Origin of the sequence: Bradyrhizobium sp. YCK136, from assembly GCF_044570075.1 — a bacterium.
Lineage (GTDB): Bacteria > Pseudomonadota > Alphaproteobacteria > Rhizobiales > Xanthobacteraceae > Bradyrhizobium > Bradyrhizobium diazoefficiens.
The window spans coordinates 4149906-4174188 of record NZ_CP172424.1 but is presented as its reverse complement, the minus strand read 5'-3'; the positions used below and the strand labels follow the sequence as shown (position 1 = coordinate 4174188).

23 protein-coding genes and 3 pseudogenes are annotated in these 24283 nt (G+C 65.4%); 9 read left to right on the top strand and 17 right to left on the bottom strand.

Annotated features, from left to right (window positions below):
• Positions 1-72: 72 nt before the first annotated feature.
• The 7 genes and pseudogenes from mltG to ACFLEY_RS19875 form a co-directional block, all read right to left on the bottom strand.
• Positions 73-1350, bottom strand: coding sequence for an endolytic transglycosylase MltG (gene mltG, locus ACFLEY_RS19905; RefSeq protein ID WP_028171086.1), 1278 nt, complete (start codon positions 1348-1350; stop codon positions 73-75).
• A gap of 125 nt (positions 1351-1475) precedes the next feature.
• Complete coding sequence (gene fabF / locus ACFLEY_RS19900) at positions 1476-2741, bottom strand: beta-ketoacyl-ACP synthase II (protein ID WP_060911737.1); 1266 nt, start codon at positions 2739-2741, stop codon at positions 1476-1478.
• Between the two features lie 108 nt (positions 2742-2849).
• Positions 2850-3089, bottom strand: coding sequence for an acyl carrier protein (locus ACFLEY_RS19895; RefSeq protein WP_008130699.1), 240 nt, complete (start codon positions 3087-3089; stop codon positions 2850-2852).
• A gap of 311 nt (positions 3090-3400) precedes the next feature.
• Positions 3401-4138, bottom strand: coding sequence for a 3-oxoacyl-[acyl-carrier-protein] reductase (fabG, locus tag ACFLEY_RS19890; protein WP_011086858.1), 738 nt, complete (start codon positions 4136-4138; stop codon positions 3401-3403).
• A gap of 102 nt (positions 4139-4240) precedes the next feature.
• The gene (fabD, locus tag ACFLEY_RS19885; RefSeq protein WP_396604741.1) at positions 4241-5200 is read right to left on the bottom strand and encodes an ACP S-malonyltransferase; all 960 of its coding nucleotides are present in this window, start codon (positions 5198-5200) and stop codon (positions 4241-4243) included.
• Positions 5201-5372: 172 nt separating this feature from the next.
• Positions 5373-6397: pseudogene (locus ACFLEY_RS19880) on the bottom strand (fatty acid desaturase family protein).
• 3 nt (positions 6398-6400) lie between these two features.
• Positions 6401-7106 (bottom strand): annotated as a pseudogene (locus ACFLEY_RS19875) (TetR/AcrR family transcriptional regulator C-terminal domain-containing protein).
• A gap of 319 nt (positions 7107-7425) precedes the next feature.
• Here ACFLEY_RS19875 and rpsF point away from each other — a divergent pair.
• The 4 genes from rpsF (at position 7426) to rplI (ending at position 9909) form a co-directional block, all read left to right on the top strand.
• Positions 7426-7902, top strand: coding sequence for a 30S ribosomal protein S6 (rpsF, locus tag ACFLEY_RS19870; RefSeq protein ID WP_060911736.1), 477 nt, complete (start codon positions 7426-7428; stop codon positions 7900-7902).
• A 5-nt stretch (positions 7903-7907) separates the two neighbouring features.
• Complete coding sequence (rpsR, locus tag ACFLEY_RS19865; protein WP_007592020.1) at positions 7908-8147, top strand: 30S ribosomal protein S18; 240 nt, start codon at positions 7908-7910, stop codon at positions 8145-8147.
• Positions 8148-8275: 128 nt separating this feature from the next.
• Positions 8276-9253, top strand: coding sequence for a DUF2232 domain-containing protein (locus ACFLEY_RS19860; protein ID WP_060911735.1), 978 nt, complete (start codon positions 8276-8278; stop codon positions 9251-9253).
• Positions 9254-9303: 50 nt separating this feature from the next.
• Complete coding sequence (gene rplI / locus ACFLEY_RS19855; protein WP_011086852.1) at positions 9304-9909, top strand: 50S ribosomal protein L9; 606 nt, start codon at positions 9304-9306, stop codon at positions 9907-9909.
• A 115-nt stretch (positions 9910-10024) separates the two neighbouring features.
• Here rplI and ACFLEY_RS19850 read toward each other — a convergent pair.
• The 3 genes and pseudogenes from ACFLEY_RS19850 to ACFLEY_RS19840 form a co-directional block, all read right to left on the bottom strand.
• Positions 10025-10490 (bottom strand): annotated as a pseudogene (locus ACFLEY_RS19850) (PaaI family thioesterase).
• A gap of 11 nt (positions 10491-10501) precedes the next feature.
• A complete protein-coding gene (locus tag ACFLEY_RS19845; protein WP_060911734.1) occupies positions 10502-11098 on the bottom strand; it encodes a TetR/AcrR family transcriptional regulator in 597 nt (198 codons plus the stop codon).
• A gap of 109 nt (positions 11099-11207) precedes the next feature.
• Positions 11208-12194: a hypothetical protein gene (locus ACFLEY_RS19840; RefSeq protein WP_060911733.1), complete on the bottom strand. Its 987-nt coding sequence runs from the start codon at positions 12192-12194 to the stop codon at positions 11208-11210.
• A gap of 280 nt (positions 12195-12474) precedes the next feature.
• Between ACFLEY_RS19840 and ACFLEY_RS19835 the strand changes: the two genes are divergently transcribed.
• Positions 12475-13725 carry a cyclopropane-fatty-acyl-phospholipid synthase family protein gene (locus ACFLEY_RS19835; RefSeq protein WP_028171076.1) on the top strand — a complete coding sequence of 417 codons (1251 nt, stop codon included), beginning with the start codon at positions 12475-12477 and terminating at the stop codon, positions 13723-13725.
• A 3-nt stretch (positions 13726-13728) separates the two neighbouring features.
• On the opposite strand, the gene ACFLEY_RS19830 is transcribed toward ACFLEY_RS19835, so the two are convergent.
• Entirely contained in the window at positions 13729-13935 is a 207-nt protein-coding gene (locus ACFLEY_RS19830) for a transcriptional regulator (RefSeq protein WP_082756721.1), read from the bottom strand.
• Between the two features lie 553 nt (positions 13936-14488).
• Here ACFLEY_RS19830 and ACFLEY_RS19825 point away from each other — a divergent pair.
• Together ACFLEY_RS19825 and alr are read left to right on the top strand one after the other, a co-directional pair.
• Positions 14489-16000 (top strand): replicative DNA helicase, encoded by a 1512-nt coding sequence (locus tag ACFLEY_RS19825; protein WP_028171074.1) that lies wholly within the window; start codon positions 14489-14491, stop codon positions 15998-16000.
• 46 nt (positions 16001-16046) lie between these two features.
• The gene (alr, locus tag ACFLEY_RS19820) at positions 16047-17312 is read left to right on the top strand and encodes an alanine racemase (protein ID WP_060913064.1); all 1266 of its coding nucleotides are present in this window, start codon (positions 16047-16049) and stop codon (positions 17310-17312) included.
• A 12-nt stretch (positions 17313-17324) separates the two neighbouring features.
• Here the strand turns inward: alr and ACFLEY_RS19815 are convergent, their stop codons facing one another.
• On the bottom strand, positions 17325-17543 hold the full coding sequence (locus tag ACFLEY_RS19815) for a hypothetical protein (protein WP_028171072.1): 219 nt from the start codon (positions 17541-17543) through the stop codon (positions 17325-17327).
• Positions 17544-17583: 40 nt separating this feature from the next.
• On the opposite strand from ACFLEY_RS19815, the gene ACFLEY_RS19810 reads away from it, so the two are divergent.
• Positions 17584-18354, top strand: coding sequence for an exodeoxyribonuclease III (locus ACFLEY_RS19810; protein ID WP_060911731.1), 771 nt, complete (start codon positions 17584-17586; stop codon positions 18352-18354).
• A gap of 1 nt (position 18355) precedes the next feature.
• On the opposite strand, the gene ACFLEY_RS19805 is transcribed toward ACFLEY_RS19810, so the two are convergent.
• The 3 genes from ACFLEY_RS19805 to ACFLEY_RS19795 all read right to left on the bottom strand — a co-directional run bounded on the left by ACFLEY_RS19805 (position 18356) and on the right by ACFLEY_RS19795 (position 20021).
• Positions 18356-19174, bottom strand: a complete 819-nt coding sequence (locus ACFLEY_RS19805; protein ID WP_060911730.1) for a DUF4886 domain-containing protein — start codon at positions 19172-19174, stop codon at positions 18356-18358.
• An 84-nt stretch (positions 19175-19258) separates the two neighbouring features.
• Complete coding sequence (locus tag ACFLEY_RS19800) at positions 19259-19627, bottom strand: GFA family protein (protein WP_060911729.1); 369 nt, start codon at positions 19625-19627, stop codon at positions 19259-19261.
• Between the two features lie 76 nt (positions 19628-19703).
• Positions 19704-20021, bottom strand: a complete 318-nt coding sequence (locus ACFLEY_RS19795; protein ID WP_028171068.1) for a hypothetical protein — start codon at positions 20019-20021, stop codon at positions 19704-19706.
• Between the two features lie 186 nt (positions 20022-20207).
• Between ACFLEY_RS19795 and ACFLEY_RS19790 the strand changes: the two genes are divergently transcribed.
• Positions 20208-20933: a sulfite exporter TauE/SafE family protein gene (locus tag ACFLEY_RS19790; protein WP_060911728.1), complete on the top strand. Its 726-nt coding sequence runs from the start codon at positions 20208-20210 to the stop codon at positions 20931-20933.
• Between the two features lie 11 nt (positions 20934-20944).
• On the opposite strand, the gene ACFLEY_RS19785 is transcribed toward ACFLEY_RS19790, so the two are convergent.
• Positions 20945-23014 (bottom strand): bifunctional diguanylate cyclase/phosphodiesterase, encoded by a 2070-nt coding sequence (locus tag ACFLEY_RS19785; protein ID WP_060911727.1) that lies wholly within the window; start codon positions 23012-23014, stop codon positions 20945-20947.
• Complete coding sequence (locus tag ACFLEY_RS19780; protein ID WP_038967546.1) at positions 23014-24171, bottom strand: ABC transporter substrate-binding protein; 1158 nt, start codon at positions 24169-24171, stop codon at positions 23014-23016. Before ACFLEY_RS19780 ends, ACFLEY_RS19785 begins: the two co-directional genes overlap by 1 nt.
• Between the last annotated feature and the right edge of the window lie 112 nt (positions 24172-24283).

Below are 24283 nucleotides of genomic sequence, written 5' to 3'. Positions count from 1 at the left end.
GGCACGCGAATCTTAAGACTATTTTGCCGGAAAGTGGAATCCGCAAAGTCCCGTAGGCAGGTCTGCGCGGGCCTAGCGCTGGATCACCGGCGACGAGGGCTGCACCGCGCCCTGCCGGGCAGGGGCGGGACCAGCGGGGCGAGGAGCAGCCGGCGGCTTCTTCTGCTGGTTCGGCCGTGCCGGCGTGGTCGCGGTCGGCGTGTCGGCAGCGCCGGGCGCTGCCGCCGCCGGCGGCTGCGCGTCCTCGGCCGGCTCGACCGTGTCGTTCTGGATCTGCTTCTCCATCGCGCGCAGCTTGGCGACGTTTTTCTGGTGCGCGTCGTAGGTCTCGGTGAAGGCATGCCCGCCGGTGCCGTCGGCGACGAAATAGAGGTCGCGGGTGCGGGCCGGGTTGGCGGCGGCTTCGAGCGAGGCGCGGCCGGGATTGGAGATCGGGCCCGGCGGCAGGCCTTCGATCACATAGGTGTTGTAGGGCGAGGGCTGCGTGATCTCGCTGCGCTTGATCGGGCGGCCCAGCGTGCCCTTGCCGCCGACGAGGCCATAGATGATGGTCGGATCGGACTGGAGCTTGATCTTCTGCTTCAGGCGATTAACGAACACGGCAGCGACGCGGCTGCGCTCGTCCGGCTTGCCGGTCTCCTTCTCGACGATCGAGGCCAACGTCACCAGCTGCTCCGGAGTCTTGACCGGAATGTCCTGGCTGCGACGCTCCCAGATCTCGGTCAGCACGCGCTTGTGTGCCTGCTGCATGCGCTGGATCACCTGCTCGCGCGTGGTGCCGCGCGGGAACTTGTAGGTCTCGGGCAAGAGCGTGCCCTCGCGCGGCAGCTCGCGCACGCTGCCGGTGAAGATATCGTTGTCGGAGAGCCGTGCCACGATCTGCTCGGAGGTCAGGCCTTCCGGAATCGTGACGGCATGCTGCACCACCTTGCCTTCGACGATGGTGGCGATGACGTCGCGCAGGGATGCGTTCTTCTGGAACGAATACTCGCCGGGCTTGAGGTCCGAGCTCGCCTTCAGCGCGGCCACGCTTGCGATGAACACCCACGGGTTGACGTCGGTCACGCCTTCCCGGTTCAGCGTCTCGGCGATGTCGCGCTTGCCGGCGCGCTGCGGGATGTTGACGATCTTGTCTTCCTTGAGCGGACCCGGCGCTTCGAGCACCTGCCGGCCGTAGTAATAGACGGCGCCCGCCCCGATCATGGAGATCAAGAGCAGCGTGATGATGGCGTTGCCGACGATCACGAAGGGATTGCGCGCGCGGTCCGATCGCTTCGGCGGCGGCGGGACCTGCTCGGGCTCGAGCGCTGCCCGCGGACTCCGGGGCGAAATGGGCGGCCTTTCACTCATCGAAGCAACCTGAATCCTGCCGGTTCAATCGCGGCCTGACAACCGTTTGCCCTGCCAAATGCACGCGCCCACTACCATGACTATCGCCGAATACGGCAAAACGGTGGATTCGTTTCAAACGCAAACTAATTGGCCAAACGGCGGACGATCACCGACGCATTGGTACCGCCAAAACCGAAAGAATTCGACAACGCGACGTTGACCTCTCGCTTCTTCGCCGTGTGCGGCACGAGATCGATCGCAGTTTCGACCGACGGATTGTCGAGGTTGATAGTCGGCGGCACGACATTATCGCGAATCGCGAGAATGGCGAAGATCGCCTCGATCGCACCGGCCGCGCCGAGCAGATGGCCGGTCGACGATTTGGTCGAGGACATCGCGACCTTGGAAGCGGCATTGCCGAGCAGACGCTCGACCGCGCCGAGCTCGATCTCGTCACCGAGCGGCGTCGAGGTGCCGTGCGCGTTGATGTAGTCGAGATCGGACGCCGTGAGGCCGGCGCGCTTGAGCGCGGCCTGCATGCTGCGGAAGCCGCCATCGCCGTCGGGCGACGGCGACGTGATGTGATAGGCGTCGCCCGACAGACCATAGCCGATCACCTCGGCATAGATCTTGGCGCCGCGTCGCCTCGCATGTTCGAGTTCTTCCAGGACGAGGACGCCGGCGCCCTCGCCCATCACGAAGCCGTCGCGATCCTTGTCGTAGGGACGTGAGGCCTTCCCGGGTGTCTCGTTGAAACCGGTCGAGAGAGCGCGCGCAGCATTGAAGCCGGCAATGCCGATGCGGCTGATCGGCGACTCAGCGCCGCCGGCGACCATCACGTCGGCATCGCCCAGCGCGATCAGGCGGGCGGCATCGCCGACCGCATGCGCGCCGGTCGAGCAGGCCGTGACCACCGAATGGTTCGGCCCCTTCAGCCCGTGCGCGATCGAGACGTAACCGGAGGCGAGATTGATCAGGCGGCCTGGAATGAAGAACGGCGACACCCGGCGCGGTCCGCGCTCCTTCAGCAGGATGGCGGTTTCCGCGATGCCGTTAAGGCCGCCGATGCCGGACCCGATCATGGTGCCGGTCGCACACTTGTCCTCTTCGGTTTCGGGATGCCAGTTGGCATCGTCGAGCGCCTGGCCGGCTGCGGCCATGCCGAAGATGATGAAGTCGTCGACCTTGCGTTGGTCCTTCGGCTCCATCCAGTTGTCGGGATTGAAGGTGTCGTTCGACCCGTCGCCGCGCACCACCGTGCAGGCGATCTTGGTCTGAAGATCGGAGACATCGAAGCTCTCGATCCTGCGCGCACCGCTTTCGCCGTTGAGGATGCGTTTCCAGGTCGGCTCGACGCCACAGCCGAGTGGCGAGACCATGCCGAGACCCGTGACGACAACCCGCCTCATATCCGCAAACTCCGCATCGAAAGATTCACGGCCAATAACAAGAAACCGGCTGACCGCTGCGAAGCGGCCCGTCCGGTTTCAATGTTGTCCCCGCGAAAATAAAGAGCCTTAGCTCTTCGCGTTCTTCTCGAGAAACTTCGTGGCGTCGCCGACGGTGAGAATCGTCTCCGCGGCGTCGTCCGGAATCTCGCAACCGAATTCTTCTTCGAACGCCATCACCAGCTCGACGGTGTCCAGACTGTCGGCGCCGAGGTCGTCGATGAAGCTCGCAGCGTCGACAACCTTCTCGGGTTCAACACCAAGGTGTTCGACCACGATCTTCTTAACCCGCTCGCCAATGTCACTCATTGCATAACCTCGTGTTGTTCCCTGTAGACCCGACCCCCCGGGACGATACGAGCCGTCGTGGTCGTTGACTGCCTTCGCTTACGAACTTTGATTTGGCCCCATCCTAACCGATGCAGGGCCCGGCGAACGACGGCCAAGGCTCCGCATCGCCAATATACAGGGTTTCAAAAACCTGCAATGGCGTTCTTTGCCCATCCGTTGAAGGTCCGGTTACCATACTTCAACTGCCTTGACTACAAGCCTCATTTCGCATCGGAAACGGCCGTTTGCCGCATCCCGCACCGCCATGTGGGCGGCACGGAACGAGGACTTCAGATCATGGCCATGCCGCCGTTGACATGGATGGTTTGCCCGGTGACGTAGGCCGCTTCGTTTGAACTCAGGTAGACGGCGGCCGCCGCGATGTCCTCGGGCGTCCCCAGCCGGGCCGCCGGAACCTTGGTCAGAATCGTCTCGCGCTGCTTGTCATTGAGCGCGTCCGTCATCGGCGTCTTGATGAAGCCGGGCGCGATGCAGTTGGCGGTGACGCCGCGCTTGGCGTATTCGGCACCCAGCGTCTTGATCATGCCGATCAAGCCTGCCTTCGACGCCGTGTAGTTGCCCTGCCCGGGATTGCCGGTGACGCCGACCACCGAGGTGATGGCGATGATGCGGCCGAAGCGCTTGCGCATCATCAATTTGGTGGCGGCGCGCGCCAGGCGGAAGGTCGAGGTCAAATTGACGTTGATGACCTCGTCCCAGTCCTCGTCGCGGAGCTGGACGAAGAGATTGTCGCGCGTGATGCCGGCATTGGCGACGAGGATGTCGACCTGGCCCATCGCGGCTTCCGCCGCAGGCACCAGCGCCTCGACCTCGTCGGCCTTGGAGAGATTGCAGGGCAGCACGAAGGTGCGCTCGCCGAGCTTGCCGGCAAGCTCATCCAGCACTTCCTTCCGCGTTCCTGATATCGCGACCGTGGCGCCCTGCGCGTGCAGCGCCTGCGCGATTGCGCCGCCGATACCGCCGGTCGCGCCGGTGACGAGCGCCTTTTTGCCAGTCAGATCGAACATGGATAACTCCTTCAAAGCACGATCCGGAAACGTGCGCAGCGGTTTTCCGGCAAGATCGTGCGCAAACTAAAGAACCAAAGCGCGATGACGATTCATCGCGCTTCAGGCCTGCTTCGCAGCGGCCAGCGCATCCTTGGCGGCCGCTATGTCGTTCGGTCCGCCCACCGCGACACCGACGGCGCCGTCGGCGATACGCTTGACGAGACCCGTCAGCACCTTGCCGGCACCGATCTCGAAGAAACGGGTAACGCCCTGCCCGGCCATATAGGCAACCGACTCGCGCCAGCGCACCGTTCCGGTGACTTGCTCGACCAGACGGCGGCGGATCTCGTCGGGATCGGTGATGGCGGTTGCCAGCACGTTCGACACCAGCGGAGCTGCCGGAGCCTTGATCGTGACCTTGGCCAGCGCCTCCGCCATCGCGTCGGCAGCCGGTTGCATCAGCTTGCAATGGAACGGTGCGGACACCGGGAGCAGCATCGCGCGCTTGGCGCCCTTGGTCTTGGCGATCTCGACGGCGCGATCGACCGCGGCCTTGTCGCCGGAGACGACCACCTGCCCGCCGCCATTGTCGTTGGCGGCCTGGCAGACCTGCCCCTGAGCCGCCTCATTGGCGACCTCCATGGCGGCCTCGTAATCGAGGCCCAACAGAGCGGCCATCGCACCGGTGCCGACCGGCACGGCTTTTTGCATTGCGAGACCGCGGGTGCGAAGCAGCCGCGCGGTATCGGAAACCGTCAGGCTGCCGGCCGCGGCCAGCGCCGAATATTCACCAAGCGAGTGGCCGGCGACAAAGGCCGCGTCCCGCCCTCCGGAAAAACCGGCTTCAGCCTCAAGCACCCGCAGGGTCGCAACAGAAACGGCCATCAGCGCCGGCTGGGCGTTTTCGGTGAGCTGGAGGGTTTCGGCCGGGCCATCCCAGATGGTGGCCGTCAGCTTCTCCCCAAGCGCTGCATCGACCTCGTCGAACACGGCGCGCGCCACCGGGAAGGCGTCGGCCAGCGCCTTGCCCATGCCAACCGCCTGGGACCCCTGCCCCGGAAATGTGAATGCTGCCGTCATCGGCGCTCCCTGCTTGTCGAGCACGATCCCTGCGAGAACCGGCAGCCGAATACGCGCGGCCTTGGGCCATGGTTCCGGATCGTGCCTCAAAGGGGGCCGTAGACACCGTCCGGGCCTGCAATGTCAAGCCAAGATGGGAACGTCGACCGGCATTCAACTGGGGATGCGCCCCTTAAAAACCACCCGCCTTCTGATCCGCGCCGACCTCGGCGCCAGCCCGCGCGCGGCGCGCGCTGCTGACCAATTGCCCCGGCCGGTCGTCGCGGTTCGGCTTGGCGGTGGCGAGCCGCAGCACGGCGCAGTAGTTCGGCTGCACTTCCATGCGGCCGGCATGACGACTCTCGCTCAGCAGGCGATGGACCTTGGGCAGATTGTAGCAGGCACGTAGAACAAGAGATGATGCTCGAGGTGATAGTTCACGTAATACGGCGCGATGAACAGGCGCTCGAGAAAATTGGCATGCGTGGTGCGGGTGTTGCGCAGGGGATCGCTGCTGTCGGGGACGACGGCATGCTCGGCGATGTTGCGGATGCGGGTGATGACCATCATCCAGGTGAGCAGCGGCACCAGCCATAGCAGCGGGTAAGCCCACCACACACCGGCCGCCGCAAGGCCTGCAAACAGGATGGCGTTCAAAACGCATTGCGGGCCAAGCTTCTCCCAGAAATGCGCCGCGCGCTGCCGCCACGGCCAGTCCTGCGGGCCGAGTGCGTTGAGCAGCTGCGCCTTGCGCTGCTGGTAGCCGGTCTGCCCGGTGATGTCGCGAATGAACTTGCGGCGATAGCTCAGCTGCGTGATCGGAAATGGCGCCGACAGCACGAGATCGGGATCGTCCTCCTGCTGGGTGCGCGCGTGGTGCTGCAAGTGATAGCGGCGATAGGCGCGCGTCTCGGCAAAAACGGGATAGGCGCAGAACCACTGGCTCAGCGTCAAATTGGTGTTCTCATCGGCGGAGAGACAACCATGCGCGCCGTCGTGCATGAGGATCGACAGGCCCAGCTGGCGCGAGCCGATGACGGCGACAGCGAAAATGTACGTCAGCGGATTGGGCCACCATGCGACGAGGGCGATGGCACCGGCAATCAGCGCCCAGGCATGCGCGATCAGTGCGACACCCTTCCACGTTACGCGCCGGCGCACGTCGACGAGCTGATCCTCGGTCAGGAAATCGCGGGCACGCATGCGAAGTGCGGTCATGGCCTAGCTCTCCTCATCCGAAGTGGTCGATGCGTCGCGGTCGTCGACGAGGCGCAGGCGCGCGGCGTCGCCGGCAGATTTCGCCTGCTCGCCAAGCACGCGCAGCATCTCGGCGCAGAGCTCATCCGGCGAGCGGCCCATGGCATAGCCTTCGAGGATAACGCCGATGGCGACGGCCCAGAACCGCCGCGAGCTCTCGTCGGGCGCGCGCGGGGAACGCCAGCCGTGGCGCGCGACCTGGCTCGCATAGGCGCGTGCGCCCTCGGCGTGCAGACGCTCGATGGTGCGCTCGACCAGCGGCGCGAGATCCGGGCGACGCCGCGTCAACGTCAACGCCTCGGCGAAGAAGGCCACCGAATCGCTCGCCGTCACCGTCTCGGCCAGCGCGTGGGTGTAGTCCCGCGGCGTGCGCGCCTTCAGCGCAGCCTGCTCGGTCGCGCGGGCGACGTACAGGAGCTCGCGGCAGGCGCATTCGACGAACAGCGCCTCCTTGGTGCGGAAAGTAGGTGATCTGGCTCGGAAATGCGTCCGCGGCGGCCGCGATGTCGGTGATCGAGGCGCCCGACAATCCCCGCTCCCGGAACAGCGGGCTGACCGCATCCAGCAGCAACGAGCGCATTTTGCGACCGGCCGAGCGTGTGGCGCGCGCCGCATGCTTGGGGTCGCCGGCGGCCGGCTCGGATGGGGCGCGGGCAGATTTGTCTGCCATGGGATCCTCCCGTTGATTTATTTGTATGCTATACAAACAAATAAATCAAGCCGAAGGGCCCCCAGCCTGGGCGCCAGAGGCGAAACCTGGCCCTCCAACCTTGCAAAGCCGGCCAAAATCCGTATAAGGCGCGCATCCGCAGACCCCGGCCGGGAGCTGAACGGACGGTCTCAACAAATCATTCGTGATTTTGGTGTGGCAGGGCCAGTCGGCCCGTCGTCCCGTGTTTCCGCCTTCTGAGCTTAATCCCAGAGTCCTTTCCGAAGGCCTCTTAAGGGCTTGACGCCGGGCGATGCGCCAACATGAGGAAAGGACTTCCATGGCTCTCTATGAGCATGTTTTTCTCGCGCGCCAAGACGCGAGCCCGCAGCAGGTCGAAGCGCTGACTGCGCAGATGACCGGTATCGTCGAGGGTCTCGGCGGCAAGGTCACCAAGACCGAGAACTGGGGCGTTCGCTCCCTCACCTACCGCATGAACAAGAACCGCAAGGCGCACTTCGTGCTGCTCAACATCGACGCGCCGTCCGCGGCGATCGCCGAGATCGAGCGCCAGGAGCGCATCAGCGAAGACGTGATCCGCTATCTCAGCGTCCGCGTCGAGGAGCTCGAGGAAGGCCCGTCCGCGATGATGCGCAAGGCTGATCGCGATCGCGAACGTGACGATCGTGGCGGCGGCTTCCGTGGCGACCGCGAGGGTGGTTTCCGTGGCGGCGATCGTGACGGTGGTGGCTTCCGCGGTGATCGCGGCCCGCGCCGTCCGCGCGAAGAAGCTGAAACCACGACGGATGGGGAGTAAGATCAATGGCTGAAGCTGGTGCACGCCGTCCGTTTTTCCGTCGTCGCAAGAGCTGCCCGTTCACGGGCGCCAATGCTCCGAAGATCGACTACAAGGACTCCAAGCTGCTGATGCGTTACGTCTCCGAGCGCGGCAAGATCGTGCCGAGCCGCATCACCGCGGTGTCCGCGAAGAAGCAGCGTGAGCTCGCCCGCGCCATCAAGCGCGCGCGCTTCCTGGGCCTGCTGCCCTACGTCATTCGCTAAGACGAATTCGGCCGGCGGCGACATCGCCGCCGGCCGCACTCTCGAAGTTTCATAAGGCTTCCGGGTCGTCCGGTCGCCGATGGTTGGGGCGAGATGCCTCTAACCGCTCGGAAGGAGCGGGACAGCTGATGATGGCCTTTGGACTGATAGCCCTGATCGCCGGCGCTGCGTCGGCCCTGATGTTCGCCTCGATCGTTTCGGGCGCGCTGATCTCGCTCGTCCTGTTCTATCTCGCACCACTGCCGCTGATGGTCGCCGCGATCGGCTGGGGACCGCTTTGCGCGAGCCTTGGCGGCATCGCCGCTGCGATCGGCCTCGGCGCCCTGTTCGGCCTGCCCTACTGCATCGCGTTCGCCGTCACCGTCGCGCTGCCGGCCTGGTGGCTCGGCCATCTCGTCCTGCTCAGCCGGCAGGTTGGACCTGTCACGCCGGACGCCGCGACCGAGCCGCCGGCCGAGCCTGGGCTCGAATGGTACCCGGTCGGCCGCATCCTGCTGTGGATCGCGGGCTTCGCCGCGCTGACCACGATCGCCGCCCTGCTCACGCTCGGCACCGACGCCGACACCATCATGGGCACCCTGCGGCGCGGCCTGATGCGCATCCTCCGCGCCACCGATCCGCAAGCCTCCGGCGAAGCCGACCAGTTCGTCGACGCACTGGTGCGCATCGCGCCGGCCGCCGCCACCATCGTCGCCATGATGACGCTGACCCTCAACCTCTGGCTCAGCGCCAGGGTGACGGCGACGTCGGGCCGGCTGCGCCGCCCCTGGCCGGATCTGATGACGGCCGAGCTGCCGCCGATGACGCTCGTGGCGCTCTGCATCGCGCTCGCTTTCTGCTTCACCGGCGGGCTGCTGGCGATCGTCGCGCAGATCACCACGGCGGCGCTGATGATGGGCTATGCGCTGACCGGCTTTGCCGTGCTGCATACGCTGACGCTCGCGCTGAAGAGCCGCACGTTCTGGCTCGGCTCGACCTACGCCGTCGTCGTCGTGTTCGGATGGCCTGTCATCGCGATGGTGATCCTGGGCCTTGCGGACGCCGTGTTCGGCTTCCGCGAGCGCTTCCTGCGCAGCCGCCAGCCGCCGCCGCTCCCGACCCCTTAAGTCCACCCCTGAAACCCAGAACTCACAGAGCACTTCAAAGGAGAACGAATATGGAAGTCATTTTGCTGGAACGCGTGAACAAGCTCGGCCAGATGGGCGAAGTCGTGAAGGTTCGCGACGGCTACGCCCGTAATTTCCTGCTCAAGCGCGGCAAGGCGCTGCGCGCCACCGCCGACAACCGCGCCAAGTACGACGGCATGAAGGCCGACCTCGAGGCCCGCAACCTCGCGTCCAAGGCCGAGGCGTCCAAGGTCGCCGAGAAGATCCAGGGCAAGAACATCATCGTGATCCGCCAGGCCTCGGAAGCCGGCCAGCTGTTCGGCTCGGTCAACGTGCGTGACATCGTCGTCGCGTTCGAAGCCGACGGCATCTCGCTCGCTCGCCCGCAGATCCAGCTCGACGCACCGATCAAGACCATCGGCAAGCACACCATCACCGTCGCCGTTCACCCCGAGGTCGAGGTCGAGATCACCGTCACGGTTGCGCGCAGCCAGGACGAGGCCGAGCGCATCAACCGCGGCGAGGACATCTCGACCCGCAACGAGGACCGCGATGCGGCCGCCGAGGCGATCGCCGCCGCCGGCGAGTTCTTCGATCCGGAAGCCCAGCACGACGACGTCGAGCCGGCCCCGGCTGCGGAAGAGACCGAGAAGTAACTCCAACGTCGTCATTCCGATGGTCCGAAGGACCAGACCCGGAATCTCGAGATTCCGGGTCCAGCGCCGATGCGCTGTCCCGGAATGACGAAGACAAATCAAAAGCCCGGTCGCTTCAAGCGGCCGGGCTTTTCGTTTTGGCGGCGACGTCCTCGCTCGCATCGCGATCGAACGAGCGCCGTTGCCGTGTGCTTCTCGACTCCGTCGCTGACACAGAACACGTCGGCCGCCACCACCGAGACCTGGCGTCCTGGCTTGATCACCCTTGCCCGGCAGATCAGCTTCTCGCCGACAGCGGGCGACAACAAATTGAGCTTGTATTCCGCCGTCAGCGCCGGCTGGCCGCGCGAAGTGGCGGCCGCGATCGTCGTGGCGTTGTCGACCAAAAAGGCGGTGACGCCGCCGTGGAAAAAGCCGTGCTGCTGGAGCAGTTCCGGCCTGCGCTCCACCGCGATCGTGCAGGTGCCGCGCGACAATTCCGAGAGCTCGGCACCGACGAGGTTCATAAAGCCTTGGCGGCCGACATTGGCATGGATGCGCTCGGCTACGGCCGCAAATTCCGGATCCGCTTCGGCTCGCATGACATCTCTCCCTATTGCTTGTTGATGCGATCGGCCGGCCGCAGCGCTCGGATGGCGCAGGCGACCAGCGTGTCGGCTTCGCTCCGCGGATCGGCACGATCGCGGCCCGACAGGAAGGCGCGGCATAAGATCTGCGCCGGGCCGATGAGCTGGCTGATGAACGTCACTGGCGTCATCGGCAGGAGCTCGCCGCCGGCAACCAGCGGCGCGCGCCAGCGTTCGATGCCTTCGGCAAGGCGCGCATTCTGTGCGCGCTGGGCGTCGCGGACGTCCTCGCCCCATTCGCTGCGCGAGATCTCGAAGAGATAGCGGGCCTCGCGCCGGCTCGAGACGACCCAGTCGAGATGCGCCCGGATCAGGCGATCGATGCCCTGTTCGGCGTCGGACACGGGATCGAGCGCGGCCAGCACTGCGGCGTGATAATGCCGCAGCACCTCCAGGAACAGCGCGCCGGCCAGCTCCTTCTTCGACCCGAAGGCATGAAAGAAGCTGCCGTTGGAGGCGCGCGCCTTGGCGCGGATCGCAGCCACCGTCGCAGCTTCGAAGCCGACGCGGTCGAACACGAACAGCCCCGCCGCCAACAGGTCGTCACGCACGCTCGTCGTCATCGCGCCTCCTAGAGTATCACTCTAGAGTACTGCTCCAATCGCGGTCAAGACGATGCGAAGGCCGCGGCGAGCGCGACCTTCGCAACTTGATCTGAGAATGCGGGTTGGCTTAGCGCGAAATCGGCGGTGCTGGCGGTCCCGATGACTCCGCCGGCGGCGGGGCCGCAGCGGTCGTGGGCGGCGCCGGCTCCTGCGGCTTGACCGCCGGCTCGGAGCTTGCGGCAGGCGCGGCAGGCTTGGGAGCCGCCTCTTCCGCCGCCTTGGGCGCGGCCGGCTCGGCGGGCTTCGTGGCGGCCGCCGGCGGGGCCGGCGTCACCTGCGGCACAGGATCGGGCCGCAGCGCCGGAGCCTCGCTGCCGCGCGGCTCGACCCTGGCGCTCTCCGGCTTCGGCTCGGCGGGTTTCTCTGAGGCCTTGGCGCTGTCGGGCTTGGCTTCGTCGCGACCGGGCTCGACCTTGGCGGTGTCGGGCTTGGGCTCGCTCTTCCTGTCGTCAGCGGCCGGCGCGGCGGCATCGACCTTCGGCGCCTCTTCGGTCTCGGGCTTGCCGCGCTTGCTGAGACGCTTGGCCTTGCGGCCCTCCGGCGTGGCTTGCCCCTCGGGCTTCGCGCCTTCCTTTACCCCCTCCTCGCTCGGCCGCGCCGCGCGCTTCTGGCGCGCGCCCTCGGCGGCTGGGGCGGCAGCTTCGCCTTCCGGCTTGGCGGCCTCCTGGGAGCGCTGGCGACGGCCCTGATGCTCAGGCGACTGCGCAGGATTGGTGCTCGCCTCCTTGTCCTTGGCGCCGTCCTTCTTGTCCTTGCCGTCCTTGGCCTGGTAGCGGGTGTCGGTGGCGCCGTTCGAAACGAGGTAGGAGGCCAGCACGCCGGCCATGTCGGAGCTGGTCGTGTAGTGCTGACGCAGGAAACCCGGGAGCGAGCCCGGCGCGACAGTCTTCAGCAGCCCCCTCGGGCTCTTGTGGCAGGCACTGCAGGTCTGCGCGAAGAGCTGGGATGGGGCCTTGCCGGCCTCGAGGTTCGTCGCCTGTGCCAGAACGGCATCGGCCGCACCGAAGCCGATCAGAAGCACTACCGTCGCGAGGCTGAGCGCTCGGCTCGACATTCCCATCATCTCCGTTGAATTTCCGCGAATGCAGCCGGCATCCCGGCGCGGCGGCGGTCACCTTTTACCGGATTGAGCCACGAATGGAAGCAGGGTCCGCGCGCAAGGATGTGATTAAGCGCTTTTGGAATATCGGCATTGAATACAGCGCAATAGCGGGAGCGGAATACCCTCCCTAGATTTAGATGCAAACGCATAGGAACCTGAGCGGGACCTGAGCGTCTGATGTGAAAGCCGGGTTGGTCGCATCTCTTCGGGTTTGCTCGAGAGGAAGGTGTCGATGGACCGTTTGTTGCGTCAATTCCTGTCTCAATTCATTCGCCGCGGGTCGATGACGGTGACCACGGCGAAGGGGTCGAAGTTCACCGTCGGCGACGGCTCAGGCGAACCGATCGCAGTCCGTTTCGTGACTGCGGACGCGGAACGGAAGATCCTCATCAATCCCGAGCTCGGGCTTGGCGAGGCCTATATGGATGGCGAGTTCGTCGTCGAGCGCGGCACCATAGCTGATGCCCTCGCGATCCTGCTCGATCAACCCGACCTGTTGCCGCAGTGGGCAAAACCCTGGTGGCACCTGCGCTATCTGACGCGGCATCTGAAGCAGTTCAATCCGCGCGCGCGCTCGCGTCGCAATGTCGCGCATCACTACGATCTCGACGCCCGGCTCTATTCGCTCTTCCTCGACGCCGACAAGCAATATAGCTGCGCCTATTTCGAGACGCCGGAGAGCACCCTCGACGACGCGCAGCTCGCCAAGAAGCGCCACATCGCCGCAAAGCTTCGCGTCAAGGGCGGCGAGCGCGTGCTCGACATCGGCTCGGGCTGGGGCGGGCTCGGGCTCTATCTCGCCGAGACCGCAGGCGCCGACGTCACCGGCATCACGCTGTCGTCAGAGCAGTTGCAGCTCGCCAATGCGCGCGCGGCCGAAAAGGGCCTGACCCGATCGGCCAAATTCCTGCTCCAGGACTATCGCGACATTGACGGGCCGTTCGACCGGATCGTCTCGGTCGGCATGTTGGAGCATGTCGGCGTCAGGTTCTACGACGCCTACTTCCAGCGCTGCGCCGAACTCCTGAACGAGGACGGCGTCATGATGCTGCACTCGATCGGCCGTTCACAGGGCCCGGATTCGACCAATCCCTGGATCGCCAAGTACATCTTCCCGGGCGGTTACATCCCCGCTCTGTCCGAAGTGCTGCCGGCGATCGAGCGTGCTGGCCTCCTGGTCTGCGACATCGAGATCCTGCGGCTGCATTACGCCGAGACGCTGAAGGCCTGGCGGGAGCGCTTCATGGCGCGGCGCGAGGAGGCCGTGCAGCTTTACGACGAGCGCTTCGCCCTGATGTGGGAATTTTATCTGGCGGCCAGCGAGATGACGTTCCGCAAGCAGCACATGATGAACTTCCAGATCCAGCTCACCAAGCGTCAGGGCGTGGTGCCAATCACCCGTGACTACGTCGCGCACGAAGAAGCCCGCCTCCGGGCCATCGAAGGCGGCGCCAAGCCACGGCTGAAGCTGGCCGGTGAATAGAGGCTAGTGGCGCGAGGTTGAAATCGGAGAAGAGCGGAAAGACGCCGTTAACGCCAACTGCGCCCGCAGTTCCGCCAGGATCTCGGGCGCGACCGGCTGGCGGCGGACTTCGGGGCGCTCGGCATGCTGCATGGCCGCGATCAGCCCGGACAGCCAGAGCCGGCTGCCTGCCTCGCTTCGCCATATCCCGTGCTGCCGTTCTGGCCGCATCGCCTGCCTCGTCCCCCTGATGGCGGGTTACCGGGGACAATCCCCTGTCCGCCCGTCCGTTCCGGCTCTACCCCCGAAAGAATCCGGGGAGATGTGATCTGCTTCACATAAGTCTGGTCGGGCCTGGCTTAGACCGTCGCCATGAGCAAAGAGACCCAAACCTCATTCGACGTGCAGGACGACCTCCGCACCGATTACGCCCTGATCGCTACCGGCGTCGGGGCGGCCCTGGTTGCACTGGTCTACCTCCTGCTGGTCTGAGCCCGAGCCGAAAGCGGCCAGCGCGCGTCATTTCGCGCGCTCTTCATACGTCTGCACCCCAATCCATTAGGTTCACTGTTTCAGTATTTTTCCGCGGCACAGTCGCGGCCGCTTCCAGGCCGGGGTGAGTTCCGCAAAAATCCGTCAAGCGCGGCGCATGCTGCGGCTGCTAATCATCCACCATTTTAACTGAGCGGTTGATAGCGGTCAGCTTTTGCTTCCGCTTTGGGCGCAGGCGGCGCTTTATCCCGGCCCCGCATCCGCCCAAGAAAATTGCTAAGCACGTCCGACCATGGCCCTGACTGATTCGAACGTTCTCAAACTCGCGCCTGACGCAGGAACTCCGACCTATCGGAGCGCGCCGCACAATATCGAGGCGGAACAGAGCCTTCTGGGCGCCATCCTGGTCAACAACGATGCCTTCTACCGCGTCTCCGACTTCCTGGAGGCGAAACATTTCTTCGAGCCGCTGCACCAGACCATCTTCGACACCGCCGGCAGCCTGATCCGGATGGGCAAGATCGCCACGCCCGTCACGCTGAAGACGTTCCTGCCCGCCGATACCGATGTCGGCGGCATGACCATCGGGCAATATCTGGCGCGCCTCGCTGCCGAAGCGACCACCATCATCAACGCGCAGGACTACGGTCGCACCGTCTACGACCTGTCGCTCAGGCGCGACCTGATCGGCATCGGCGAGGACATGGTCAATGTGGCCTATGACGCCCCGGTCGATTTCCAGCCGCGCGCGCAGATCGAGGACGCCGAGCGAAAGCTGTACGAACTCGCCGAGTCCGGCCGCTATGACGGCGGCTTCCAGAAATTCTCGCAGGCGTTGGCGGTCGCGGTCGATCTCGCGGCAAAGGCGTTCCAGCGCGACGGAAAGCTGTCGGGCATCTCGACGGGTATGCGCGACCTCGACACCAAGATGGGCGGCCTGCAGCACTCCGATCTCATCATCGTCGCGGGACGTCCCGGCATGGGCAAGACGTCACTGGCGACCAACATCGCCTACAATGTCGCACGCGCCTACGTTCCGGAACTCCAGGCCGACGGCACCACGAAGGCCGCCAATGGCGGCGTAATCGGCTTCTTCTCCTGCGAAATGTCGGCCGACCAGCTCGCCACGCGTATCGTGGCCGAGCGCACCGGCGTTCCCTCCTCCCACATCCGCCGCGGCGGCATCTCGGAAGCCGATTTCGAGAAGATCCGGGAGGTCTCGATTGAGCTGCAATCGCTTCCTTTCTATGTCGACGCGACTGGTGGCCTGTCGATCGCGCAGCTGATGGCGCGCGCGCGCCGCCTGAAGCGTCAGAAGGGCCTCGACCTGCTCGTGATCGACTACATCCAGCTGCTCTCGGGGTCCGGCAAGCGCGCCAGCGACAGCCGCGTGCAGGAAATCACGGAGATCACGACCAGCCTCAAGGCGCTGGCGAAGGAACTCAACGTCCCCGTGATCGCGCTGTCGCAGCTCTCGCGTCAGGTCGAATCCCGCGACGACAAACGGCCGCAACTCTCCGACTTGCGTGAATCCGGATCGATCGAGCAGGACGCCGACGTCGTGCTGTTCGTGTACCGCGAGGAATATTACCTCGCGATGAAGGAGCCCCGCCCGGGCACGCCTGAACACGAGAAGTGGCAGCTTGACATGAGTCTTGCGCACGGAAAAGCCGAGGTCATCATCGGCAAGCAGCGCCACGGCCCGACAGGCACCGTCGATCTGGCGTTCGAAGCCTCGGTCACGCGGTTCGGTGACCTCGCGCCCGACAGCCAGATGCCGGCTCGCAGCAGCAACGACTACTGAGTTCCTTGAACCAGACCTGCCTCTTGCGTAAAACGGCGCCATGACAATGGCGTCCGACCCGAAAATGAACCCGCAATCCGGCCTTCTCTCAGCGGAGGCCAACCATGCCGCCGCGCTCGCAGCCTATGGCGGCGTGCTCACCGTCGACCTCGACGCCATCATTGCCAACTGGCGCAAGCTCGAGAAGACGGCGGTGCCGGCCGAATGCGCGGCGGTGATCAAGGCCGATGCCTATGGCTGCGGCGCCGCGCAGGTCGCGCGTGCCCTCCACAAGGCCGGCTGCAAGACCTTCTTCGTCGCCACCATCGAGGAGGCGCGCAAGGTGCGCGCCGCCGTACCGGAGCCGACCATCTACGTGCTCGGCGGCTATTTCCAGAACACCGGCGAGCACTACGCCCAGATCAATTGCCGTCCGGTGATCGGCGATCTCAACGAGCTCGCCGAATGGGACGTGTTCTGCCGCCGCACCGGCTGGAACGGAGGCGCCGCTGTTCACATCGACACCGGCATGAACCGGCTCGGGCTGACGCTTGCGGAAGCACAGGCCATCATCCCCCGCATCAATGCCGGCGACCACGGCATCACGCTGGTGATGAGCCATCTGGTCTCGGCCGAGCAGCTCAACAGCCCCGTCAATGCCAAACAGCTCGCTTCCTTCCGCGGCATCGCCAGCGAATTCTCCGGCGTGCCGGCGGCGCTCGCCAATTCGTCCGGAATCTTCCTCGGGGCGCCGTTCCAGTTCGACCTGGTGCGGCCGGGCGCCGCGCTCTACGGCGTCAACCCGACGCCGGAGGCCGATAATCCGATGCAGCCGGTGGTCGACCTCAAGGCGCGCATCGTGCAGATCCGCAATGTCGAGCGCGGCGAGAGCGTCGGCTATGGCGGCACCTGGACCGCGCGCCGGCCGACAAAGCTTGCAATCATCGCGGTCGGCTATGCCGACGGCTATTTCCGCGCCGCCAGTTCAAACGACGGCACGCGCGGCGCAGAGGTGATCGTTGCCGGCAAACGCTGCCCGGTGGCAGGCCGCGTCTCCATGGACCTGATCGCGATCGACATCACCGATCTGCCGCCGAACGCGGCACGGCGCGGCCACCTGGTGACGCTGATCGGCGAAGGCATCACCGTCGACGAGCTCGCGCATCATTTCGGCACGATCGGCTATGAGGTGCTGACCAGCCTCGGCCACCGCTATGCCCGCGTCTACAAGGGCGGCAATGTGGCGGAGCCGCTGGCAAAGCCGGCAGCCGAGCAGCCGTCCTCTCCGCCGCCGGTCGAGCAGCCGGCGAGCCCGCCGCCGCTGCCGAGCTAAGCCGTCAGCCGCCTACTTCTTCTTCCTGTTGTCCAGCGCCGCCTTGCAGGTCGCGCTGAGCTGGTCGCGCTTGCCGTTGAGGCAGGCGACGATGCCGCCGCCCGGCGCAATGCCGGCACAGAACTTGTCGTAATCCGCCTTGCACGCACCGCGTGGATCGGACGATTGTGCCGAAGCCGCTCCGGAGATCGCGGCAACGACGACGAGAGCAGCAAAGTTCAACTTGGACATTGTATCTCCGGTGACGGAAGGCGGGAGCCGCTAGCTCTACATGAAGATCGCGACATTCAACATCAACAACATCAACCGCCGCCTGCCCAATCTGCTGGCATGGATGCGCGCGGCAAAGCCAGATGTCGTCGCGCTCCAGGAATTGAAGGCAAGTGATGGCGAATTTCCGGCGGCAGCCATCGAAAAGGCCGGCTACGGCGCAGTATGGCGTGGACAAAAAACCTGGAACGGCGTTGCCATCCTCGCCCGCGATGCCGAGCCCATTCTCACCCGCGACCACCTGCCCGGCGGCAGCGACGATCACGAGGCGCGCTACATCGAGGCCGCCGTGCGCGGCATCATCGTCACCAGCATCTACCTGCCCAACGGCAACCCCCAGCCGGGGCCGAAATTCGACTACAAGCTCGACTGGTTCGCGCGCCTGAAGCGCCACGCCAAGACCTTCATCAAGCAGGATCTGCCCGTGGTGCTCGCCGGCGACTACAACGTGGCGCCGACGGCGATCGACATTTATCCGACGAGGTCCTGGGACAAGGATGCGCTGATCCAGCCGAAGAGCCGCGCGGCATTTGCCTCGCTGGTCGCGCAAGGCTGGGGCGACGCGATCCGCGAGCTTCATCCGGACAAGCGCATCTACACTTTCTGGGACTATAAGCGGAACCGCTGGCCGCGCGATGCGGGCCTGCGGCTCGATCATCTGCTGCTCAGCCCTGCCCTTATTTCACGCCTGGCCAAGGCCGGCGTCGACAAGAAGGTGCGCGGCGAGGACGGCGCAAGCGATCACGCGCCGGCCTGGATCGTCCTGCGCTAGATCAGCGCCCGTAATACTCCTGCACCGTGTCCCACGCCGCCTTTTGCAACAGTTGCGCCGTCTCCGGATCCAGCCCCATCGTGTAGGAATTGCCGACCGGCGTGCGACCTGTCAGCGCGGCGAGCGTCGTGCATGCCGCCAGATACGTGCCGGCCGGACTCGGATGCCGCTTGTCCGGCGCATAGAGATTGAGCTCGGGCTGAAGCTTGCGGACGCGCGCAAACGCAAGACCCGCGGGAATGACGAGCGCATCATTGGCATTGCCGGCGAGCGTATAGGCCTCGGCCAGTCCTTCCGTCATCTCCGGCTTGTCGGCGTAGGCCCAGGACATGAACAGCACCGGCCGCATGTCGTGGGCGCGGACGATCTCGCTGTCCTTCTTGGCGAAGGCGACGAAGGCATCTTTCAATTGCGGATGGATCGGGCACTGACTGCAATCCATCATCACAACCGCTTCGAACTGCCTGCCGGGCTTGTTGAAGACCACGACGTTCTGCTCGTCGAAGGAGTAGGCGCCGATGCCGCCCGGCCGCAGCAGATTGTCCATGTCGTGCCAGTCGAGGCCGGAGCCGCCGATCGTGACCATGGTGTTGCGATACGCCGCCTTGTTGGCCGCATCCGCAGCCCGCTCCATGAAGGAGAGATGCCAAGGCATGCCGTTGTTGTAATAGAAGAAGCTGTTCCCGACGAACAGCGCCGCCTTGGGGAAGTCAGGTCCGAGCGTCGTGACCTTCGGCCTGGTCTGCGCCTGCGCCGCGTTGAAGCTGACTACAACTCCCAGACACATTGCGAGCATCGCTCGCGTCAAAAGACGCATCATGGGTTTCCTCGCCTTTTCTTCTCACCGAGGCCGGAAACAGATCAGCTTTCTCCGCCAGCCTCAAGAGGACGGGAGGCGGCATCCTCACCACAAATTCCTGCCGTCGATCATGTTCACCGATACCGCGTCGAGGTCGAAATCGTCGAACAGGCGCGCGTTCACCGCGACCTTGGGGTTGTCGAAGTCAGGCTTGCCGGTCGACCAGTCCGGCGACTCCGAATAGGTGCCGCAGCCGCAGCTCGCACAGAAATGGTGTTTGACGGTGCGGCTGCCCCAGAGATAGGTCGTGACGTTTTCCGGCGGCGACAGCAGACGAAACTGCTCCGGCTTGTAATAGGCCCACAGCGCGCCGCGCTTGGCGCAGAGCGAACAGGTGCAGCGCGTCACGCTGGAGGGCGCCTCCGTCACCTCGAACACCGTTTCACCGCAATGACAGCTCGCCTCGATCGGCATGACCACCTCTCCGTTTTGTCAGGAGATGGTCGTAGCCGGCCCCTGCTGCCAACATGCTGTCAGCAGCGCAATTCCCTCACGGAGTCTCGTTCGCGGAGAGGCGCCTGGCATTCGCGGCCACATGCTCACGATAGCGCCGGACGATGGCGGCCGGCGTTGCCCCCGCAAGCAGGCCCGCGGCGGCCTCGAAGGCTGCAGCGATCTTCTCGCTCACCATCAGCACGGCCTCCTGCCCGGCGGCCTCATCGCCCTGGCTGAGCTTCTCGCAGCGCAGCCGCACCACTTCACTCGCTTCGACCGCGAGCATCGCGCCGGCGTACCAGGGAAAACCGTTGTCGGACCCGCTGAGCACGGCATGGCGGTCGAGCGCGGAGAAGGAATGGTGATCGGGCATCGCGGACCTCAAATTCTCTAGGCGAACGCTCCGATCAATACGCTTCAAATTCTAAGGACCAGGCCGCCGAGCGGGTCGGATTGGCGGTTCCTGCAACACCGCCGATTAACCAAGAGGCGATGTCGATGCGGCTGGGCACGGTTGCCGGCCACGGGCTACATTCGTCCGATTCCCGGAGCCCCGCCCTTGGCCTTCCTCTTCGTCCTCACCGTCGGCCTCGTCGCCGGCACCATCTCAGGCATCGTCGGCACCGGCTCGTCGATCATGCTGATGCCGGTGCTGGTCTACGCCTATGGGCCAAAGGAAGCCGTGCCGATCATGGCGGTCGCCTCCGTGATGGCGAATTTCTCGCGGATCCTGGCCTGGTGGCGCGAGGTCGACTGGCGGGCCTGCGCGGCCTATTCGGTGACGGGTGTTCCGGCCGCAGCGCTTGGCGCGCGCACGCTGCTGGCGCTGCCCTCGCACACTGTCGAACTTGCCATCGGCATCTTCCTGATCGCGATGGTGCCGGTCCGGCACTGGCTGGCGCGGCACGACCTCAAGGCCAATCTCTGGCATCTTGCGATCGGCGGCGCGATCATCGGCTATCTCACCGGCATCGTGGTCTCGACCGGGCCGCTCAGCGTGCCGCTGTTCCTGTTCTACGGCCTGTCCAAGGGTGCCTTTCTCGCCACCGAGGCGGCCGCCTCGCTCGGCCTCTACTTCGCGAAGTCCGTGACCTTCGAGCGCTTCGGCGCACTGACGAGCGATGTGTTCATCAAAGGTCTGATCGCAGGATCGTCATTGATGGCCGGCGCCTTCATCGCAAAGCGTTTCGTGCTGCATCTGAAGCCCGAGATGTTCCGCCTGCTGATGGACGCGATCATGATCGCGGCCGGGGTCTCGATGTTCTGGAACGCGACACAGCCGTAGCCGCACAGCGCTCAGGCGGCAAATTCGGGCGCGATCGACGGGCTGTCGATGACGACGCGGCTCCCAGCCGCCTGTCCCTCGAGCCATTGCAGCACGGCCGCGAGCGGTTGCGGCCGATGATAGTGATAACCCTGCCCGAGCATCACACCCATCTCGCGCATGGCGTCAGCTTGCTCGGGCCGCTCGATACCTTCCGCGACAAGCGTCAGCCCCAGCGTGCCGGCGAGCGAGGCGATGACGCCAACGATCGCCTTGTCTTCCGCGCTGTCCGGAATCTCGCTGATGAAGGCCTTGTCGATCTTGACCTTGTCGAGCGGGAAACGCCTGAGATGGGCGAGCGAGCTGTAGCCCGTGCCGAAATCGTCGAGCGCGATGGTGGCGCCGAGGCGCCGCAGGCGGTGCAACGTCTCGGACGCGCTGGCGATGTTGTTGATCAGCGAACCCTCGGTGATCTCAAGCTCGAGCGACGATGCCGCGACGCCGAAGCGCTGGCAGGTCTCGCGCAGCTCGGCGGCAAGCGAATGGTCGGCGAGCTCGGACGGCGGCAGGTTGATCGCGATCCGGATATCCGGCCTGCCGGCGGCAGCCAGATGTCGCAGCGCGCGGCAGGCATCGGTCAGCACATAGCGCGTCAGCCGTGCATTGTTGCCGCTGCGCTCGATCAGCGACAGGAATTCGCCGGGACCGATCACGCCATATTCAGGGTGGCGCCAACGAATGAGCGCCTCCAGGCCGACGACGCCCTGGCTGTCGAGGTCGACCTGGCTTTGATACCAGACCTCGAACTGGCCCTCGGCGAAGCCTGTGGGAATGGCAAGCTCGAGCTCCCTGCGACGGCGGTAGTCGCGCTGGAGCGCCTCGTTCAGCACCGCGACGGTGCCGGGCGCCTTGGTCTTGGCATGGTAGAGCGCGATGTCGGCGAGCGCCGGCAGGTGCGATAGCTCGGGATCGTCGGCGCGGCGCACGGCAAGACCGATGCTGGCCCGCGGCACGACCTGCTTGTCGTGAAGCCGGATCGGCTCGGAAATCGCGGCCAGCAGATGGCGCGCGAAGGCCTGCGCGGTCGCTTCGTTGCTGACTTCGGGGCGGATCACGACGAATTCGTCGCCGCCGAGCCGCGCCACCCAATCCTGCGGCTCGACCGCCTCGCGGAGACGCCCGGAAATGTGGACCAGGAACTTGTCGCCGGCATCATGACCGAAAGTGTCGTTGATGCCCTTGAAGTCGTCCAGATCGATGAAGCAGAAGGCGATCAGGGAATCCGGCGAGCCTGCATCGCCGCTCAAGGTCACCAGGCGCTCGGACAGCGAGCGCCGATTGGGCAGGCTCGTGAGCGGGTCGTGCGACGCCATGTGCCCGAGCCGGTCGAGCGCACCTGACGTCGTGTGCTGCATCGCGTTGAAGGCGTGCGCGAGCTGGCCGAATTCGTTCGACGATGTGATGTCCGCCGGATAGGCGCGACCATCCCGCTTGCTGCGCTGGATCGCAGACATGATTGCGTCAAGCGGCTTGCCGATGAAGATGTTCGCCGATATCCGCATTGCGACCACGGTCGCAAGCGTTGCGAGCAGGCCGACGATCAGCAGCCGCATCAGACGGCTGCCCGTGTCGGCGTAGACTGTCGCGTAGGAATAGGCGATCGCAATGCGGCCGGCCTGCACGGCCATGTTGCCGTTGCTGTAGTTGATCGGACGCGACACCTCCGCGACCGCCTGCCCGGAGGGGCGCGCCACCACGCGGGCGATCGCAACGCCGGTGTCGTCATAGACGGCCGCCGCAGCGATGGTCTCGTCGTGCATGATCTCATTGAGCACGTTCGTGACCTGGTCGTAACGCATCTTCCAGAGCGGCTCGGCGATCAGCTCGGCGCGGCTCTCGGCCGTGCGGGCAATGCGCGCGTCGAGCTGCCTGATCTGCGACCAGAAGCTGGATGCCTCGACGCCGGCGGAGGCGAGCAACTGCACCACCAGCAGCACCGGCACGGTGGCCCAGATCATCGCGCGGACCACCGAGCGCGAGCGCGACGGCGCCGCCGCCTGCTGCTTGCGATCTGGATCGGTCATGTCGTCACCGTTTCGCATCAGTCAGCGATGCCTTCCGGCAGCGTCAGCGAAGAAATCAGCGCATCGACGGAGAAATCGTACTGGCCGCAGCGCCCTGCCCTCGCCCTGAAACGCGCGAAATCGATCCGATCGAAGGCGCGCGTCTTGATGAGGTCTCCGACCGCAGCGAGATTGTCGCGGGTGATCGCGGATGTCTTGGCCTCGACGCGGGGCGATGTGGCCGCGAAATCGCAGCCATCGGCGTAGTCGCGGAGCAGGACGATCGACCAGCCGCCGAGCAGGAAGTGGCCGCCGTCGGTCAGGAGCAGACGGCCGGCCCTGATCTCGCGCAGTGCATCCTCCGACCAGTTGAGGCCGACCACCTGAATATTCCGACCGGGCATGAGGCCGGCAGCGGTCGCCGCGCGAAGCGCGCCGAGCGCCATCGGATCGTTTCCGGCCCAGATTCCGGCGGGCCGAATCTCCTTGCGCGCGGCCCAGCTCAGATAATTCGCCGTGACCTGCTCGGCCTCCGACTGCGTCCAGTTGGCGAACAGCATCCGGTCCACCACCACGTCGGGCGCGGCCGCCACCGCAAGCTGGAGCCCGGCGTTGCGCGCGATCGAGGCGGGCGTGATCTCGTCGCCACCGATGCCGAGAATGTGGATCTTGCCGTCCGGGCTCTGCCATTTCTCGGCACGCGCCGCGCTGATCAGCGCATTCGCCATCCGCGCGCCCGCGGTCTGAAGATCGGTCGTGATGTCGCCGAGCCAGGTCTTGAGCGTCTGGCGCGGCGGTCCGAGCCGCGCCGCATCCTCGCCGATCAGCGTGTTCGAGAGCAGCAGTGTCTTGACGCCCGCGACCTCGGCCGCTTCCAGGATCGGAACGGCGGCGGATTCCTCGTTCGAGAGAATGAGGAAGTCGGGCTTGTCGGGACGTGCCACGACGCCAAACCCCAGTTCCTGCATGGTGCGGTAGTTGCGCTCGCTGGTCAGCACCTCGACATGCGCATCAAGCTTGCGGCCGGCGGCCTGCATGGTCTGCGCGACCATGTCCCAATAGACCTCGCCGGTCTTGCCGGGATTCACGAAGACGATGTTGAGGGATTTGGCGTCAGCCGCGACGACACGGCCGGCAGGCGCCAGGACGCCGCAGGCCATGCCCACGGCGAGCAATATCCGCAAAAATATCGTCATTGGTCTCGTCACCCCGTACTGGTTCCGAAACTGGACCGTTGTCCGCTAACATTTGGCAAAGCCCGGTGCGGCGCTGCGGCCTAGAACTAACAAAGGGTGTACTGGTTGCGTT

Bases quoted from the DNA above. Each gene is read 5' to 3' on its own strand.
- mltG (WP_028171086.1), bottom strand. From the start codon at position 1,350: ATGAGTGAAAGGCCGCCCATTTCGCCCCGGAGTCCGCGGGCAGCGCTC.
- fabF (WP_060911737.1), bottom strand. From the start codon at position 2,741: ATGAGGCGGGTTGTCGTCACGGGTCTCGGCATGGTCTCGCCACTCGGC.
- ACFLEY_RS19895 (WP_008130699.1), bottom strand. From the start codon at position 3,089: ATGAGTGACATTGGCGAGCGGGTTAAGAAGATCGTGGTCGAACACCTT.
- fabG (WP_011086858.1), bottom strand. From the start codon at position 4,138: ATGTTCGATCTGACTGGCAAAAAGGCGCTCGTCACCGGCGCGACCGGC.
- fabD (WP_396604741.1), bottom strand. From the start codon at position 5,200: ATGACGGCAGCATTCACATTTCCGGGGCAGGGGTCCCAGGCGGTTGGC.
- rpsF (WP_060911736.1), top strand. From the start codon at position 7,426: ATGGCTCTCTATGAGCATGTTTTTCTCGCGCGCCAAGACGCGAGCCCG.
- rpsR (WP_007592020.1), top strand. From the start codon at position 7,908: ATGGCTGAAGCTGGTGCACGCCGTCCGTTTTTCCGTCGTCGCAAGAGC.
- ACFLEY_RS19860 (WP_060911735.1), top strand. From the start codon at position 8,276: ATGATGGCCTTTGGACTGATAGCCCTGATCGCCGGCGCTGCGTCGGCC.
- rplI (WP_011086852.1), top strand. From the start codon at position 9,304: ATGGAAGTCATTTTGCTGGAACGCGTGAACAAGCTCGGCCAGATGGGC.
- ACFLEY_RS19845 (WP_060911734.1), bottom strand. From the start codon at position 11,098: ATGACGACGAGCGTGCGTGACGACCTGTTGGCGGCGGGGCTGTTCGTG.
- ACFLEY_RS19840 (WP_060911733.1), bottom strand. From the start codon at position 12,194: ATGTCGAGCCGAGCGCTCAGCCTCGCGACGGTAGTGCTTCTGATCGGC.
- ACFLEY_RS19835 (WP_028171076.1), top strand. From the start codon at position 12,475: ATGGACCGTTTGTTGCGTCAATTCCTGTCTCAATTCATTCGCCGCGGG.
- ACFLEY_RS19830 (WP_082756721.1), bottom strand. From the start codon at position 13,935: ATGCGGCCAGAACGGCAGCACGGGATATGGCGAAGCGAGGCAGGCAGC.
- ACFLEY_RS19825 (WP_028171074.1), top strand. From the start codon at position 14,489: ATGGCCCTGACTGATTCGAACGTTCTCAAACTCGCGCCTGACGCAGGA.
- alr (WP_060913064.1), top strand. From the start codon at position 16,047: ATGGCGTCCGACCCGAAAATGAACCCGCAATCCGGCCTTCTCTCAGCG.
- ACFLEY_RS19815 (WP_028171072.1), bottom strand. From the start codon at position 17,543: ATGTCCAAGTTGAACTTTGCTGCTCTCGTCGTCGTTGCCGCGATCTCC.
- ACFLEY_RS19810 (WP_060911731.1), top strand. From the start codon at position 17,584: ATGAAGATCGCGACATTCAACATCAACAACATCAACCGCCGCCTGCCC.
- ACFLEY_RS19805 (WP_060911730.1), bottom strand. From the start codon at position 19,174: ATGATGCGTCTTTTGACGCGAGCGATGCTCGCAATGTGTCTGGGAGTT.
- ACFLEY_RS19800 (WP_060911729.1), bottom strand. From the start codon at position 19,627: ATGCCGATCGAGGCGAGCTGTCATTGCGGTGAAACGGTGTTCGAGGTG.
- ACFLEY_RS19795 (WP_028171068.1), bottom strand. From the start codon at position 20,021: ATGCCCGATCACCATTCCTTCTCCGCGCTCGACCGCCATGCCGTGCTC.
- ACFLEY_RS19785 (WP_060911727.1), bottom strand. From the start codon at position 23,014: ATGCGAAACGGTGACGACATGACCGATCCAGATCGCAAGCAGCAGGCG.
- ACFLEY_RS19780 (WP_038967546.1), bottom strand. From the start codon at position 24,171: ATGACGATATTTTTGCGGATATTGCTCGCCGTGGGCATGGCCTGCGGC.